Annotated in this window: 17 protein-coding genes; 11 read left to right on the top strand and 6 right to left on the bottom strand. The window is 63.4% G+C overall.

What is annotated here, in order from left to right; translation table 11 throughout:
* Positions 1-45: 45 nt before the first annotated feature.
* On the bottom strand, positions 46-1,533 hold the full coding sequence (gene modF / locus ACSBQV_RS08915; protein ID WP_099785451.1) for a molybdate ABC transporter ATP-binding protein ModF: 1,488 nt from the start codon (positions 1,531-1,533) through the stop codon (positions 46-48).
* A gap of 90 nt (positions 1,534-1,623) precedes the next feature.
* Entirely contained in the window at positions 1,624-2,415 is a 792-nt protein-coding gene (modE, locus tag ACSBQV_RS08910) for a molybdenum-dependent transcriptional regulator (protein WP_099785342.1), read from the bottom strand.
* 192 nt (positions 2,416-2,607) lie between these two features.
* Here modE and ACSBQV_RS08905 point away from each other — a divergent pair, with 192 nt between their 5' ends.
* The 4 genes from ACSBQV_RS08905 (at position 2,608) to modC (ending at position 5,443) form a co-directional block, all read left to right on the top strand.
* On the top strand, positions 2,608-2,757 hold the full coding sequence (locus ACSBQV_RS08905; protein ID WP_004939813.1) for an AcrZ family multidrug efflux pump-associated protein: 150 nt from the start codon (positions 2,608-2,610) through the stop codon (positions 2,755-2,757).
* A 158-nt stretch (positions 2,758-2,915) separates the two neighbouring features.
* Complete coding sequence (gene modA / locus ACSBQV_RS08900; protein ID WP_046686591.1) at positions 2,916-3,689, top strand: molybdate ABC transporter substrate-binding protein; 774 nt, start codon at positions 2,916-2,918, stop codon at positions 3,687-3,689.
* Positions 3,686-4,375, top strand: coding sequence for a molybdate ABC transporter permease subunit (gene modB, locus ACSBQV_RS08895; RefSeq protein ID WP_033642225.1), 690 nt, complete (start codon positions 3,686-3,688; stop codon positions 4,373-4,375). The genes modA and modB overlap by 4 nt, the downstream gene beginning before the upstream one ends.
* On the top strand, positions 4,376-5,443 hold the full coding sequence (gene modC / locus ACSBQV_RS08890) for a molybdenum ABC transporter ATP-binding protein ModC (RefSeq protein WP_099785340.1): 1,068 nt from the start codon (positions 4,376-4,378) through the stop codon (positions 5,441-5,443).
* 31 nt (positions 5,444-5,474) lie between these two features.
* Here the strand turns inward: modC and ACSBQV_RS08885 are convergent, their stop codons facing one another.
* Positions 5,475-6,293: a pyridoxal phosphatase gene (locus ACSBQV_RS08885; RefSeq protein ID WP_033652412.1), complete on the bottom strand. Its 819-nt coding sequence runs from the start codon at positions 6,291-6,293 to the stop codon at positions 5,475-5,477.
* Between the two features lie 178 nt (positions 6,294-6,471).
* Between ACSBQV_RS08885 and pgl the strand changes: the two genes are divergently transcribed.
* On the top strand, positions 6,472-7,467 hold the full coding sequence (gene pgl / locus ACSBQV_RS08880) for a 6-phosphogluconolactonase (RefSeq protein ID WP_033652352.1): 996 nt from the start codon (positions 6,472-6,474) through the stop codon (positions 7,465-7,467).
* 64 nt (positions 7,468-7,531) lie between these two features.
* Here pgl and ACSBQV_RS08875 read toward each other — a convergent pair whose 3' ends face one another.
* Together ACSBQV_RS08875 and dmeF are read right to left on the bottom strand one after the other, a co-directional pair.
* The gene (locus ACSBQV_RS08875; RefSeq protein WP_042783877.1) at positions 7,532-8,014 is read right to left on the bottom strand and encodes a kinase inhibitor; all 483 of its coding nucleotides are present in this window, start codon (positions 8,012-8,014) and stop codon (positions 7,532-7,534) included.
* Positions 8,015-8,046: 32 nt separating this feature from the next.
* A complete protein-coding gene (gene dmeF / locus ACSBQV_RS08870) occupies positions 8,047-9,015 on the bottom strand; it encodes a CDF family Co(II)/Ni(II) efflux transporter DmeF (protein ID WP_099785338.1) in 969 nt (322 codons plus the stop codon).
* A gap of 78 nt (positions 9,016-9,093) precedes the next feature.
* Between dmeF and ACSBQV_RS08865 the strand changes: the two genes are divergently transcribed.
* Together ACSBQV_RS08865 and ACSBQV_RS08860 are read left to right on the top strand one after the other, a co-directional pair.
* The gene (locus ACSBQV_RS08865) at positions 9,094-9,369 is read left to right on the top strand and encodes a metal/formaldehyde-sensitive transcriptional repressor (protein ID WP_025301915.1); all 276 of its coding nucleotides are present in this window, start codon (positions 9,094-9,096) and stop codon (positions 9,367-9,369) included.
* A 2-nt stretch (positions 9,370-9,371) separates the two neighbouring features.
* Positions 9,372-9,773, top strand: a complete 402-nt coding sequence (locus ACSBQV_RS08860) for a YkvA family protein (protein ID WP_025301916.1) — start codon at positions 9,372-9,374, stop codon at positions 9,771-9,773.
* Positions 9,774-9,777: 4 nt separating this feature from the next.
* Here the strand turns inward: ACSBQV_RS08860 and bioA are convergent, their stop codons facing one another.
* Entirely contained in the window at positions 9,778-11,052 is a 1,275-nt protein-coding gene (gene bioA, locus ACSBQV_RS08855; protein ID WP_099785336.1) for an adenosylmethionine--8-amino-7-oxononanoate transaminase, read from the bottom strand.
* Positions 11,053-11,140: 88 nt separating this feature from the next.
* On the opposite strand from bioA, the gene bioB reads away from it, so the two are divergent.
* Genes bioB through bioD form a run of 4 tightly spaced genes read left to right on the top strand, consistent with a single transcriptional unit; the run spans position 11,141 to position 14,753 of the window.
* Positions 11,141-12,178, top strand: coding sequence for a biotin synthase BioB (bioB, locus tag ACSBQV_RS08850; RefSeq protein ID WP_031299723.1), 1,038 nt, complete (start codon positions 11,141-11,143; stop codon positions 12,176-12,178).
* Positions 12,178-13,329: an 8-amino-7-oxononanoate synthase gene (gene bioF, locus ACSBQV_RS08845; RefSeq protein WP_060659821.1), complete on the top strand. Its 1,152-nt coding sequence runs from the start codon at positions 12,178-12,180 to the stop codon at positions 13,327-13,329. Before bioB ends, bioF begins: the two co-directional genes overlap by 1 nt.
* Positions 13,313-14,080, top strand: coding sequence for a malonyl-ACP O-methyltransferase BioC (gene bioC / locus ACSBQV_RS08840; RefSeq protein ID WP_099785334.1), 768 nt, complete (start codon positions 13,313-13,315; stop codon positions 14,078-14,080). The genes bioF and bioC overlap by 17 nt, the downstream gene beginning before the upstream one ends.
* Entirely contained in the window at positions 14,073-14,753 is a 681-nt protein-coding gene (bioD, locus tag ACSBQV_RS08835) for a dethiobiotin synthase (RefSeq protein WP_099785332.1), read from the top strand. The genes bioC and bioD overlap by 8 nt, the downstream gene beginning before the upstream one ends.
* Positions 14,754-14,789: the final 36 nt, after the last annotated feature.

Here is a 14,789-nt window from a genome sequence, read left to right as displayed (position 1 = left end):
TGATGTGCTGCGGTGAAGTGTTGCCGGATATGTTTACGCCGCGTTTCAGACGGAGGCCGCCTCCAGCCGCTGGTGTTGATAGCCGTAGCCGCCCTCGCCGTCGGGCACGAAGCTGAGGCGGTGGGTGATGCACTGCGGCGCATCTTCGGCATGGTGCGAAACGAACAGCAGCTGCGTGGCGCCCTGGCCGATCAGCACGTCGATGAAGCGGCGCACCAGCTGGCGATTGAGCGGATCCAACCCTTGCAGCGGCTCGTCGAGGATCAGCAGCGCCGGGTGCTTCACCAGCGCGCGGGCGATCAGCGCCAATCGCTGTTGGCCCCAGGAAAGGCTGTGGAACGGGGCGTCACCGCGCGCGCCGTCGAGCCCAAGCAGCGCCAGCCATTGCTCGGTCAGCTGCCGCTGGCGATCCGAGACCGCCTGATAAATGCCGATCGAATCGAAGAACCCCGACAGCACCACGTTGCGCACGCTGGTGTTGACGCGATAATCCAGATGCAGGCTGCTGCTGACGTAGCCGATATGGCGTTTGATTTCCCAGATGGTTTCCCCGCTGCCGCGGCGGCGGCCGAACAGCGTCAGATCGTTGCTGTAGCCCTGCGGGTGATCGCCGGTGATCAAACTGAGCAGGGTGGATTTGCCGGCGCCGTTCGGGCCGACGATCTGCCAGTGTTCACCGGGGTTCACCTGCCAGTCGAGATGATTGAGGATCGGCCGATCGTTATAGCTGACCACGCCGTCACGCAGGACGATCAGCGGACGATCCGCCGGCAGGGCCTCTTTTTGCGTCGGATCCTCCGTTTCCGGCAGCGCCAGCCCGCTGAGGTTTTCGCTGTGCGCCAGCTGCGCCACCAGCGCGTCCGCCATCACCTGGCTGCGCGGCCCGCGGTTGGTCAGGGTGCAGTCCGCCAGCACGCCCACCTGCCGGACAAAATCCGGTATTTCGTCGAAACGGTTGAGCACCAGCACCACGGTTTGCCCCTGGGCGGAAAGCTCGCTCAGCAGCGCGGCGAGCTGCGCGCGCGAGTGCACGTCCAGCCCGTCGAAAGGTTCATCGAGGATCAGCAGGTCGGGCTGCGGCATCAGCGCGCGGCACAGCAGGGTTTTACGCGTTTCGCCGGTAGACAGGTATTTGAAGCGGCGCGTCAGCAGGGCGATAATGCCGAACTGCGCGGCCAGTCGCTCACAGCGCGCGGCGTCTTTCACCTCTTCCTGAATGATCTCCGCCGCGGTACGGCCGGTGTCGTCTTCGTCCGCGCTGAGCAGATCGGTATTGTTGCGTTGCCACTCGTCGCTGACCATCTTTTGCAACTGTTCGAAGGAGATGCGCACCGCATGCTGAAAGTCGCTGCGGCGTTCGCCGCGCAGCAGAACCAGTTCGTCGGCCAGCGCGCGCGCCAGGGCGGATTTGCCACTGCCGTTGGCGCCGACGAAGGCCCAGCTGTCGCCGGCCTGGATCGCCAGCGCTTCCAGCGTCAGGGTGCGGGTATCGCTCAAGCGGAATGAACCTTGCGAAATGTGCAACGACGACATCACCTGTTCCTTTTTTTGCAATTATTTGCCTTAGAAATAGGCGCATTGCCGGGTGATGTCAATCAACAAAAACGCAACATCACGTTGCGCTTAACACAACGTGGCGACAATCACCCGATCGGCGTTGAACAGGGCGTGTACGGCGTCGCCGACGCTCAGTTGCAGGCGCTGCAGCTCCGCCGTCGTCAGGGTGGCGCACAGGGTTTCGCCGCCCGCCAGCGTCACCAGCACCTCGCTGTGTTCGGCGCCCGGCTGAATGCCGGCCACCACGCCCGCCAGCGCATTCTCCGCGTCGGCGTTATCGTCCGCATCGACGCTCAGACGCACCCAGGGCGCCTTGATCAGCGCCAGCACCTCTTTGCCGGGCGTCAGCTGCAGCCGATCGGCGCTTTGCTGGGTAATGGCCGCCGTCAGGCGAGTGCTGCCGTCGTTCAGCAGGATCGCCAGATGCTGCTGTACCTGCTGGTGGTCGCGTTCGATCACGGTGCCGAAAAACTGATTGCGCGCGCTGGTTTGCAGCGAGAAGCGCGAGATGGCCGCCAGCAGGCTATCGAGCGGCAGATCGTCCTGCTGCAGCACGTCGAAGGCTTTTTGCTGCACCTGGCCCAGCAGATCGTACAGCTGGATCAGCCGTTGGCCGTAGTGCGTCAAATGCGCGCCCCCGCCGCCTTTGCCGCCGGTGGCGCGTTCCACCACCGTTTGTTCCGCCAGTTGGTTCATCTCATTGATGGCGTCCCAGGCGCTTTTGTAGCTGATGCCCGCCAGTTTGGCGCCCTGGCTGATGGAGCCGGTGTGCTGTACCTGTTTCAGCAGCGCGATGCGGCGCGGATCGGCGAACAGCTTTTGCTGGAGTTTGAGAGTCAGAAGAATTTCGGCCTGCATAGCGCATCCTGTCGGCGGCAAAAATCGTATTGTCGCCGATTTGGCGGCAAAGCGCCAAAGGGCACGTTTGGCCGATCATAATTTCGCCTCGCTGGCTAAAATAACTCCGGTTTTAGCGATTTTTTGGGTTAGAATAACCCGATATGCGGTGAAAGGCATTTGCCGCTCAATGGGCAGTTAAGCGAGGCTATCATGTTGGAATTATTGAAAAGTCTGTTATTCGCCGTGGTGATGGTGCCGGTGGTCATGGCGCTCATTCTCGGCTTGATCTACGGTTTTGGCGAAGTGTTCAACGTCTTCTCCAAAGTGGGCCGTTCGAAAGAAAACCGCACCCAGCACTGACCGTTCCCCATCCCGATACCCGTCGGCATCGCCCGGCGGGCATTCCTCAAGTTATCTCACGCTTTGCCGATAAACCGCATGACAAGCTTTCGCGCAACGTTATATTATTTTTTATATAACGAAGAGTGATAATGCACGTTAACTTGCGGAGAAAAACAATGAAACAGCAATGGACCAAATGGGTTGGCGGGATCGTGTTGGCATCGGGCCTGGTGACTCAGGCCTCGGCGGCGGAAAAGATCACCGTGTTCGCCGCCGCGTCGCTGACCAACGCGCTGCAGGACATCGCCACCCAGTATCAAAAAGGCAAGGACGTGCAGGTGGTTTCCTCCTTCGCGTCGTCCTCGACGCTGGCGCGCCAAATTGAGCAGGGCGCCCCGGCCGATCTGTTTATCTCCGCCGATCAACAGTGGATGGATTACGCCATCGACAAGCAGCAGATGGTGAAAGACACCCGCTATACGCTGCTGGGCAACGAACTGGTGCTGATCGCCGCCAAGAACGATAAACAAGACAAGATCGCCATCGACAAGCAGACCGATTGGGCCAAACTGCTGAACGGCGGCCGCCTGGCGGTGGGCGATCCGGATCACGTGCCGGCCGGCATCTACGCCAAAGAGGCGCTGGAGCATCTGGGCGCCTGGCGCACGCTGGAGCCTAAACTGGCGCGCGCCAACAATGTGCGCAGCGCGATGGCGTTGGTGGAGCGCGGTGAAGCGCCGCTCGGCATCGTTTACGGTTCCGACGCGGTCGCCAGCGACAAGGTGAAAGTGGTGGGCGTGTTCCCGGAAGACAGCCACAAACCGGTTGAATATCCGATGGCGATTGTGAAAGATCGTCAAAATCCGACGGTCAGCGCTTTCTATACCTATTTGAAGAGCCCGGAAGCGGCCGCTATTTTCGAACATTATGGATTTACCCCGCGTAAATGATTCTGAGCGAGTACGAATGGCAGGCGGTTGAGCTGAGCCTGAAAGTCTCCGGTTTGGCGGTAGTCTGCAGCCTGCCGTTCGGCATTCTGATGGCCTGGGTGCTGGTGCGCTGCCGTTTTCCCGGCAAGGCGCTGCTCGATGGCGTCATTCACCTGCCGCTGGTGCTGCCGCCGGTGGTGGTCGGTTATTTGCTGCTGATCGCCATGGGGCGGCGCGGCGTCATCGGCGAGCGGCTGTACGATTGGTTCGGCTTCAGCTTCAGCTTTAGCTGGCGCGGCGCCGCGCTGGCGTCGGCGGTGGTGGCGTTTCCGCTGATGGTGCGCGCCATTCGGCTGGCGCTGGAGGCGGTGGATACCCGGCTGGAACAGGCGGCGCGCACGCTGGGCGCCAATCCGTGGCGGGTATTTTTCACCATCACGCTGCCGCTGTCGCTGCCCGGCGTCATTGTCGGCGTGGTGCTGGCCTTCGCCCGTTCGCTGGGGGAGTTTGGCGCCACCATTACCTTCGTCTCCAACATTCCCGGTGAAACCCGCACCATTCCGCTGGCGATGTATACGCTGATTGAAACGCCGGGGGCGGAGGCCGCCGCCGCGCGTCTGTGCGTGATCGCCATCGTGCTGTCGCTGGCTTCGCTGATGGTGTCCGAATGGCTGGCCCGCTGGGGCCGCAAACGGATGGGGGTGTAAATGCTGGCGCTGGATTTCTCGCAGCAGCTGGGCGACCTCAATCTCAACGTCCGCGCCGATTTGCCGGCGCAGGGCATCACCGCGATTTTCGGCCTGTCCGGCGCAGGCAAAACTTCATTGATCAACGCCATCGGCGGCCTGACCCGCCTGCAGCAGGGGCGCATCGCGCTTAATGGCCGCACGCTGGTGGATACCGCTGTGGGCCTCTGCCTGCCGCCGGAAAAGCGCCGTATCGGCTATGTGTTTCAGGATGCGCGGCTGTTCCCGCACTATCGGGTGCGCGGCAACCTGCAGTACGGCATGGCAGCCGGCATGCGTGCGCAGTTCAACACCATCGTCGAGCTGCTGGGCATCGGGCCGCTGCTTAATCGGCTGCCCCTGACGCTCTCCGGCGGTGAAAAACAGCGGGTGGCGATCGGCCGCGCGCTGCTGACGGCGCCTGAACTGCTGCTGATGGACGAACCGCTGGCCTCGCTCGATCTGCCGCGCAAACGCGAGCTGCTGCCGTATCTGGAGCGGTTGGCGCAGGACGTGAACATCCCCATCCTCTATGTCAGCCACAGCCTGGACGAGATCCTGCGCCTGGCCGAGCAGGTATTGGTGCTGGATCGCGGCGAGGTGCGCGCGTTCGGCGGGCTGGAAGCTGTCTGGGCCAGCAGCGCGCTGCGGCCGTGGCTGCAACGTGAAGATCAGAGCAGCGTGCTGCGCGTCAGCGTGATTGAGCATCATCAACGCTATGCCATGACCGCGCTGGCGCTCGGCGATCAAAGGCTGTGGGTCAGCGGCATCGATGCCGAATTGGGCACTCAGCTGCGCATTCGCATCAATGCCGCCGACGTCTCGCTGGTGCTGCAGCCGCCGGTCAACAGCAGCATTCGCAACGTCTTGCCGGCCAAGGTCAGCGAGTGTCTGGACGTGGACGGGCAGGTGGAAGTGAAGCTGGTGGTCGGGGAACACGTGCTGTGGGCGCGCATCACGCCCTGGGCGCGAGACGAACTGGCGATCCGCCCCGGGCAGTGGCTGTACGCGCAGGTGAAAAGCGTGTCGATCAGCCGCGAGAGCCGTTAAGGCGGGCCCTCCCGGCGGGAGGGCGAAAAGACTACAGCACGCGGGTGCGGATCACCTCGGCGATGCCCGGCTGCAGGTTATCGGCGATCACCAGATCGGCGCGTTCCTTGATCGCGTCATCGGCGTTGCCCATCGCCACGCCCAAACCGACCGCTTCCAGCATGCTGATGTCGTTGTAGTTGTCGCCGAACGCCACCACCTGATCCATGCTCAGCCCCTGCGACTCCACCCATTGGCGCAGGCGTTTGCCTTTGCTGTTGCCGCCTTTGGCGATATCCACCTGATCGTGCCAGGACCATTCGCACGCCAACCCCAGCTCTTTTTCCACCGTGTCGGCAAACTCGCGCAGCGCCGGAATATCGGCGTGCGAGGTGGCGAATTTCCAGATCGCCTGCGCGTCGTCGGCCGCCTGCGCCAGGCTGCCGACCTGCAGCAGCGTCGGGCGCTGCGCCGCAGGCAAAGTTTCGGCCCAGGCCAGCGAGCGAGTCACGTGGCCGCTCGGTTCCTGATACAGCATGGCGTCGTCAACGTACATCAGCCCATGAATGTCGGTCTGTTTGAGCATCTGCAGCACCTGTTTGGCCTGCTCCTTCGCCAAGGGATCGGCGGCCAGCACCTTTTTCTGCTGAAAATCATACAGGTAAGTGCCGTTGCAGCAGATGGCCGGCGTGTCTATCTGCAGCGCCTGGTAGAACGGATGGATGGCGACGTGATGGCGGCCGGTGACCACCACCACCTGGACGCCGGCGGCGCGCGCCTGCGCCAGCGCTTCCAGCGACTGCGGTAAGATGCGTTTTTGATTGTCCAGCAGGGTGCCGTCAAGATCGAGGGCGATGACGCGGTAGCTCATAGGGTTCTCGTTATCGTTAGCCATAAAATTAATCCGATGGTACACCGGATAGCCAATGGAGAAAACCGCGTGAGCTTCCGGTGCTAAGCAGGGTTGCCATGCGACGGATGTGCGGTAAGCTAGGGACAAGCGAACGGCCTGAAACCGGTTCCTCTTTTACCCTTTGCAAGGAGAACACATGAAGCAAATCGTTTATGTCGCCAGCCCGGAGAGCCAGCAGATCCACGTCTGGCAGTTGGACGACGCCGGCGCGCTGACGCTGCTGCAAACCGTTGACGTGCCGGGCCAGGTGCAGCCGATGACCCTTCATCCGGACAAGACTCACCTGTACGTCGGCGTACGTCCGGCGTTCGGCATCGTCAGCTACCGCATCGAGGCGGACGGCACGCTGCAGCAGGCCGGCATGGCGCCGCTGCCGGGCAGCCCGACCCATATCTCCACCGATTTGCAGGGGCGTTACCTGTTCTCCGCTTCCTACAGCGGCAACTGCGCCAGCATCAGCCCGATCGGCCACGACGGCGTGGTCACGGCGCCGATCCAACAGATCGACGGCCTGAGCGCGCCGCACTCCGCCAACATCGATCCGACCAACCAGCTGGTGCTGGTGCCGTGTCTGAAAGAAGACCGCATCCGTCTGTTCAACCTGAGCCTGGCGGGCCAGCTGACGCCGCACGCGCAGGACGCGGTGGATATCGCCGCCGGCGCCGGTCCGCGCCATATGGCGTTCCACCACAACGACAAGTTCGCTTACTGCGTCAACGAGCTGAACGGCACGGTGGACGTGCTGGCCATTTCGGAAAACGGCGGCAAATACACCGTGACGCAAACGCTGGATATCATGCCGGACGATTTCGACGGCACCCGCTGGGCGGCGGACATTCATATCACGCCGAACGGCCGCTTCCTGTACACCAGCGATCGCACCGCCAGCATTCTGACCCTCTTCAGCGTCTCCGAAGACGGCGGCACGTTGAGCGTGGTCGGCTATTATCCGACCGAAGCGCAACCGCGCGGTTTCAATATCGATCACAGCGGCCGCTTCGTGATTTCGTCCGGCCAGAAGTCCGATCACATCGCGGTGCATGAAATTGATCAGGCCAGCGGTCAGCTGACTATGTTGGCGCGTTATCCGGTGGGCAAAGGCCCGATGTGGGTAAGCGTGCTGGCGAAGTAATTCGGCGGGCAGAGCAGAAAAGCGCGGTTCGGTTGAGCCGCGCTTTTTTATGGGCGGAGATCAATCAGTTGAACATCACCGTCAGCGTGGCGCTGCCGAGGCTGTGGAAATGCACGTTAAAGCCCACCAACGCGCCGCTGGAACCTTCATCCACCTCAATGCTTTCCACGTCCAGCGCATGCACGGTGAACTGATAGCGGTGGCGTTCGCCATTCGGCGGCGCGGCGCCGCCGTAACCGGCCGAGCCGAAGTCGGTACGGGTTTGCAGCGCGGCGCTCGGCAGCGGCGCTTTGCCGGAGCCTGCGCCCTGCGGCAGCTCGCGCACGTCGGCCGGAATATTGGCCACCACCCAGTGCCACCAGCCGGAGCCGGTCGGGGCATCGGGATCGTACAGGGTGACGACGAAGCTTTTGGTGCCGGCGGGCACGCCGTCCCAGGCCAGGTGCGGCGACAGGTTATCGCCGCGGTAGCCCATGCCGTTGAAGACCTGCGTCTGCGGCATTGTGCCGCCGTCCTGCAGATCGTTGCTGTACAAACGAAAAGCCATAATGACTCCCAGTTGTCGATAAACGCGGACCCTTAAGCTAGATCTTTTCGGTGGAACAATACAACCCCTTGCGCCAGCGGCGGACGGTTGATCTCGACGGTGACATGCACCAGTTCGGGATGCGCGGCCAACAGTTGGCGCACCCGATCGGCGGTGAGGGTGCGATCGGCGCTGCTCAGGGCGAGGACGCAATGATATTTTCCTTTGCCGATGCGGCCTACATGCAAATCGGTCAGCGTGAGCGCGTGGCCGGAAGCGGCCAGGGCCTGGCGGATGTCTTGCGCCACCGGGGCGTCCATTTCGGCATCCAGCAAAATCTTTCCGCTATCGCGCATCAGGCTATAGGCCCAGGCGGCCACCATCGCCGCGCCGACGATGCCCATCAGCGGATCGAGCCAGGCGGCGCCCCAAAGCTTGCCGCCGAACAGCGCGACGAGCGCCAGCACCGAGGTGGCGGCGTCGGCGAGCACGTGAACATAGGCAGAACGCAGGTTGAGGTCATGATGAGTGTCGTCGTGGTCATCCCCGTGATGATGATGGTGGCCGCCGCCGCGCAACAGCCAGGCGCAGAGTAGGTTGACGGCCAGCCCGATCGCGCCGATGGCGATGGCTTCGTTGTAATGAATCGGGCTGGGATTCAGCAGCCGCTGCCCAGACTGAAACAGCATCAGCGCCGCCACCAGCACCAACAACACCGCGCTGGTGTAACCGGCCAGCACTTCGATCTTCCAGGTGCCGAGGCTAAAGCGGCGATCCTTGGCCAGCCGGCGTGCGGCGTCGTAAGCCAGCACCGACAGGCCCAGGGCCAGCGCGTGCGAACTCATGTGCCAGCCGTCGGCCAGCAATGCCATCGAGTTAAACAGCCAGCCGCCGGCGATCTCGATAGCCATCATACTGGCGGTGAGTATCACCGCCCATCTGGTGTTTCTTTCGGCCAATGGGTTACCATCGTCAAAAACGTGGCTGTGCTCGCGGTGCAAAACGGGCGCGTGAGACGTCATGGTGAAGTTCCTCAGCAAAAGATAGTGTGCTGAAATATACTATACCCCAGTATAGTAAATAACAATCAGGCGGAAATGATGAGCCATACCCACAGAGATCAAAAGAAGCTGTTGGCGCGGGTGCGCCGCATTAAAGGGCAGGCCGAAGCGCTGGAGCGCGCGCTGGAGAGCGGCGGCGAATGTTCGGCTGTTCTGCAGCAGATCGCGGCGGTGCGCGGCGCGGTCAACGGTCTGATGGCGCAGGTGCTGGAAGGGCATGTGCGCGAACATCTGGCTGCCGCGGACGCTACGCCGCAGCAGCGCGAGCAGGACATCGAGCAATTGATGACCGTTTTACGTTCTTATATGAAGTAATCATGATTTCACTGAAAAAACGCACGCCGTGGTTCGGCTGGCTGCGCCGTTGGGCCAAAGGCATCAAGCGCGATATCTACGCGCTGTGGCTGGCCGCCCGTGATAAGCGCACCCCGTGGTACGCCAAGCTGATCGCGCTGCTGGTCGCCGGCTATGCGATCTCACCGATCGATCTGATCCCGGATTTTATTCCGGTGCTGGGCTATCTGGACGATGTGATCATCGTGCCGTTGGGCATCATGTTGGCGGTGCGGCTGATCCCCAAACCGCTGATGGCCGAGCTGCGCGAGAAGGCGCAAAAGCGCGTCGATAATCCCACCGGCCGCATGGCGGCGGCGATGATCATTTTACTGTGGCTGCTGTGTTTGGGATTGCTGGCCCGCTATCTGGACCAGCATTGGTAAGGCATTAACGCGCGGCGGCGGCGACGGCGGCGGTCAGGCGGCTGAGCTGGTCCGCTTCGATGATGTAAGGCGGCATCAGGTAAATCAGCTTGCCGAACGGCCGGATCCATACCCCGCGCTCGACGAACCCGCGCTGCAGCTCGGCGACATCCACCGATTCGCGCATCTCCACCACCCCAATCGCGCCCAGCACCCGCACGTCGGCCACCTTCGGCAGCGCCGCCAACGGCAACAGTTCCCGCTTCAACTGGGTTTCGATGGCGCTCACCTGCGCCTGCCAGCGATTTTCCGCCAGCAGCGCCAGACTGGCGTCCGCCACCGCGCAGGCCAGCGGATTGCCCATAAAGGTCGGCCCGTGCATAAAGCAGCCGGCCGCGCCGTTGCTGATGGTCTCCGCCACATGGCGGGTAGTCAAGGTGGCGGAAAGGGTCATATAGCCGCCGGTCAGCGCCTTGCCCAGACAGAGAATGTCCGGCACCACCTGCGCGTGCTCGCAGGCGAACAGCTTGCCGGTGCGGCCGAAACCGGTGGCGATCTCGTCGGCGATCAGCAGCACCTGATGGCGATCGCACAGCTCGCGCACCCGCTTGAGATAGGTCGGATGGTAGATGCGCATGCCGCCGGCGCCTTGCACCACCGGTTCCAGGATCACCGCCGCCACTTCACCGGCGTGCTGCTCCAGCAGCGCGGCGAACGGCGCGATATCCTCTTCGCGCCATTCGTCGTCGAAGCGGCACTGCGGCGCGGTGGCGAACAGGTGTGGCGCCAGATACCCCTGATAGAGGCTGTGCATCGAGTTGTCCGGATCGCAGACCGACATCGCGCCGAAGGTATCGCCGTGATAGCCGTGGCGCAGCGTCAGGATGCGCTGCCGGCGCTCGCCGCGCGCCTGCCAGTACTGCAGCGCCATTTTCAGCGACACTTCTACCGCCACCGAACCAGAGTCCGCCAGGAACACGCACTGCAGCGCTTCCGGCGTCATTTCCACCAGCCGACGGCACAACGAGATGGCGGCCGGATGGGTAATGCCGCCGAACATCACGTGCGACATCTTCTCCAACTGCTGGCTGGCGGCCTGATTCAGGCGCGGATGGTTGTAACCGTGGATCGCCGCCCACCAGGAGGACATGCCGTCCACCAGACTCCGGCCGTCCGCCAGCTGAAGTTCGACGCCGCTGGCCGATTCGATCGGGTAACAGGGTAACGGGCGGCTCATGGAGGTGTAGGGGTGCCAGATATGGCGTTGGTCAAACGCCAGGTCGGAAGCGGTGACAGACATTGTTGTAAACCAAATTGGATTAAGATTGGTTGACAGTATATCCACAATATTTAAACTGGCGACACTTTTTCGTTTTGGAGACGCCATGATGGCCGACCGCATTCACTGGACAGTAGGGCAAGCCCAGGCCCTGTTTGATAAACCGCTGCTGGAACTGCTGTTCGAAGCGCAAACCGTACACCGCCAGCATTTCGACCCGCGTCAGGTGCAGGTCAGCACGCTGCTGTCGATCAAGACCGGCGCTTGCCCGGAAGACTGCAAATACTGCCCGCAGAGCTCACGCTACAAGACCGGCCTGGAGTCGGAGCGGCTGATGCAGGTCGAGCAGGTGCTGGAATCGGCGCGCAAGGCCAAGGCGAACGGGTCGACCCGTTTTTGCATGGGCGCGGCGTGGAAGAACCCGCACGAGCGCGATATGCCTTATCTGCAGCAAATGGTGCAGGGCGTGAAAGCGATGGGCATGGAAACCTGCATGACGCTGGGCACATTGGATGGCACCCAGGCCGAGCGGCTGGCGGAGGCCGGGCTGGATTACTACAACCATAACCTCGACACCTCGCCGGAGTTCTACGGCAGCATCATCACCACCCGCAGCTACCAGGAGCGCCTGGATACGCTCGACAAGGTGCGCGACGCCGGCATCAAAGTGTGCTCCGGCGGCATCGTCGGGCTGGGTGAAACGGTGCGTGATCGCGCCGGGTTGCTGGTGCAGCTGGCCAACCTGCCAAAACCACCGGAGAGCGTGCCGATCAACATGTTGGTGAAGGTGAAAGGCACGCCGCTGGCGGATAACGATGACGTCGATCCGTTTGATTTCATCCGCACCATCGCGGTGGCGCGCATCATGATGCCATCTTCTTATGTCCGTCTCTCCGCAGGCCGCGAACAGATGAACGAACAGACGCAGGCGATGTGCTTCATGGCCGGCGCCAACTCGATCTTCTACGGTTGCAAGCTGCTGACCACGCCGAATCCGGAAGAAGACAAAGACCTGCAGCTGTTCCGCAAGCTGGGGCTCAACCCGCAGCAGACCGCAACCGAACACGGCGACAACCAGCAACAGCAGGTGCTGGCCAAGCAACTGCTGAACGCCGATACCGCCGAGTTTTACAACGCGGCGCCGTGATGAGCTGGCAGCAACGCATCGAGCAGGCGCTGGCTGAGCGGCGCCTGAACGCCGCCTACCGCCGACGACAGACCACCGAGGGCGGCAATGGCCGCCAGATCCGGCTCGGCGATCGTCTCTATCTGAACTTCTCGGGCAACGACTACCTGGGGCTGAGCCAGGATACGCGGGTGATCGCCGCCTGGCAGCAGGGCGCGCAGCGTTACGGCGTCGGCAGCGGCGGTTCGGGCCACGTGACCGGTTTTAGCGCAGCGCATCAGGCGCTGGAAGAGCAACTGGCGGCGTGGCTCGGCTATCCGCGCGCGCTGCTGTTCATCTCCGGCTACGCCGCCAACCAGGCGGTGCTGGCGGCGTTGATGCAAAAGGGCGATCGCATTTTGGCCGATCGTCTCAGCCACGCCTCGCTGCTGGAGGCGGCGGCGCAGTCGCCGGCCGAGCTGCGCCGGTTCCAGCACAATCAACCGCAGGCCTTGGCGGATCTGCTGGCCAAACCCTGCGACGGGCAGCGGCTGGCGGTCACCGAAGGGGTGTTCAGCATGGATGGCGACGGCGCGCCGTTGGCAGAGCTGCATCGCTTAACCCGTGCGGCGGGCGCCTGGCTGATGGTGGACGACGCCCACGGCATCGGCGTGCGCGGCGAACAAGGCCGCGGCAGCTGCTGGCAGCAGGGCGTGCGCCCTGAACTGCTGGTGGCGACCTTCGGCAAGGCGTTCGGCGTCAGCGGCGCGGCGGTGCTGTGCGATGAGGCGACCGCCGAGTATCTGCTGCAGTTCGCCCGCCATCTGATCTACAGCACCGCGATGCCGCCGGCACAGGCCTGCGCGCTGCAGGCGGCGCTGGTCTGCATTCGCGAGGGCGATGATCTGCGCGCCCGGCTGCAGGACAACATTCGGCGTTTCCGTCAGGGCGCGGCGCCGCTGGCGCTGACCCTGACGGATTCCGACACCGCCATCCAGCCGCTGCTGGTGGGGGATAATCAGCGCGCGCTCGATCTGGCGACCCGCCTGCGCGAGTGCGGCCTGTGGGTGAGCGCCATCCGCCCGCCGACGGTGCCGCCGGGCGGCGCGCGGCTGCGCATTACCCTGACGGCGGCGCATCAGCCGCAGGATATCGATCGCCTGCTGGAGGTGCTGAATGACGTCAGCCAATGACACAGTGAACAAACAGGCGGTCGCCTCGGCCTTCAGCCGCGCGGCCGGCAGCTACGACGCCGCCGCCGAGCTGCAGCGTGACGTTGGCGAGCGCTTACTGGGGATGGGGAGTTCCCACCCGGGCGAACAGCTGCTGGACGCCGGCTGCGGCACCGGCTATTTCAGCCGTATGTGGCGTGAGCGCGGCAAACGGGTGACCGCGCTCGATTTGGCGCCGGGCATGCTGGACGTCGCCCGCCAACGGCAGGCGGCGCATCATTATCTGCTGGGTGATATCGAACAGGTGCCGCTGCCCGATGCGGCGATGGACATCTGTTTCAGCAGCCTGGTGGTGCAGTGGTGCAGCGATCTGCCTGCCGCGCTGGCAGAGCTGTATCGCGTGACCCGTCCCGGCGGCGTGATCCTGTTTTCCACGCTGGCGGCGGGCTCGCTGCAGGAATTGGGGGACGCCTGGCAACAGGTGGACGGGGAACGTCACGTGAACGCCTTTTTGCCGTTGACGCAGATCCGCACCGCCTGCGCCGCCTATCGACACGAGCTGGTGACGGAGTTGCGCATCCTGAACTACTCGGACGTGATGACGCTGATGCGTTCGCTCAAGGGCATCGGGGCGACGCATTTGCATCAGGGGCGCGAGGGCGGCCTGATGTCGCGTGGCCGCCTCGCCGCGTTGCAGGCGGCTTACCCGTGCCGGCAGGGGCAGTTCCCGCTCAGCTATCATCTGGCTTATGGAGTGATTTATCGTGAGTAAACGTTGGTTCGTGACCGGCACCGACACCGAAGTGGGGAAAACCGTCGCCAGCAGCGCCTTGCTGCAGGCCGCCAACCGGGCGGGCTACCGCAGCGCCGGCTATAAGCCGGTGGCCTCCGGCAGCGAGATGACTGCCGAGGGGCTGCGCAACGGCGACGCGCTGGCGCTGCAGGCCAACAGCGGCGTGGCGCTGGATTACGACGAAGTGAACCCTTACGTATTTGCCGAACCGACCTCGCCGCATATCGTCAGCGCCGATGAAGGCCGGCCGATCGACGCGGCGCGGCTGTCCGACGGCCTGCGCCGGCTGGAGCAGCGCGCCGACTGGGTGCTGGTCGAGGGGGCCGGCGGGTGGTTTACCCCGTTGTCGGCGGAGTACACCTTCGCCGACTGGGTGCGGCAAGAGCAACTGCCGGTGATCCTGGTGGTGGGCATCAAGCTGGGCTGCATCAACCACGCGGTGCTGACGGCCCAGGCGGTGAAACAGGCCGGGCTGACGCTGGCCGGTTGGATCGCCAACGACGTGGCGCCGCCGGGGCGGCGGCATCAGGAATACCTGGCTACGCTGCGCCGTATGCTGCCCGCGCCGCTGCTGGGCGAAATCCCGCACCTGCCGCAGGCCGAACGGGCGCCGCTGGGGCAGTATCTGGATATCAGCTTGCTGGCGCAGTGAGAGGTTCTGGCTGATGAATCACAACGCCGGGTCTTA

Origin of the sequence: Serratia sp. B501, assembly GCF_051172315.1 — a bacterium.
Lineage (GTDB): Bacteria > Pseudomonadota > Gammaproteobacteria > Enterobacterales > Enterobacteriaceae > Serratia > Serratia ureilytica.
This window is presented reverse-complemented; position numbering and strand designations above follow the sequence as displayed.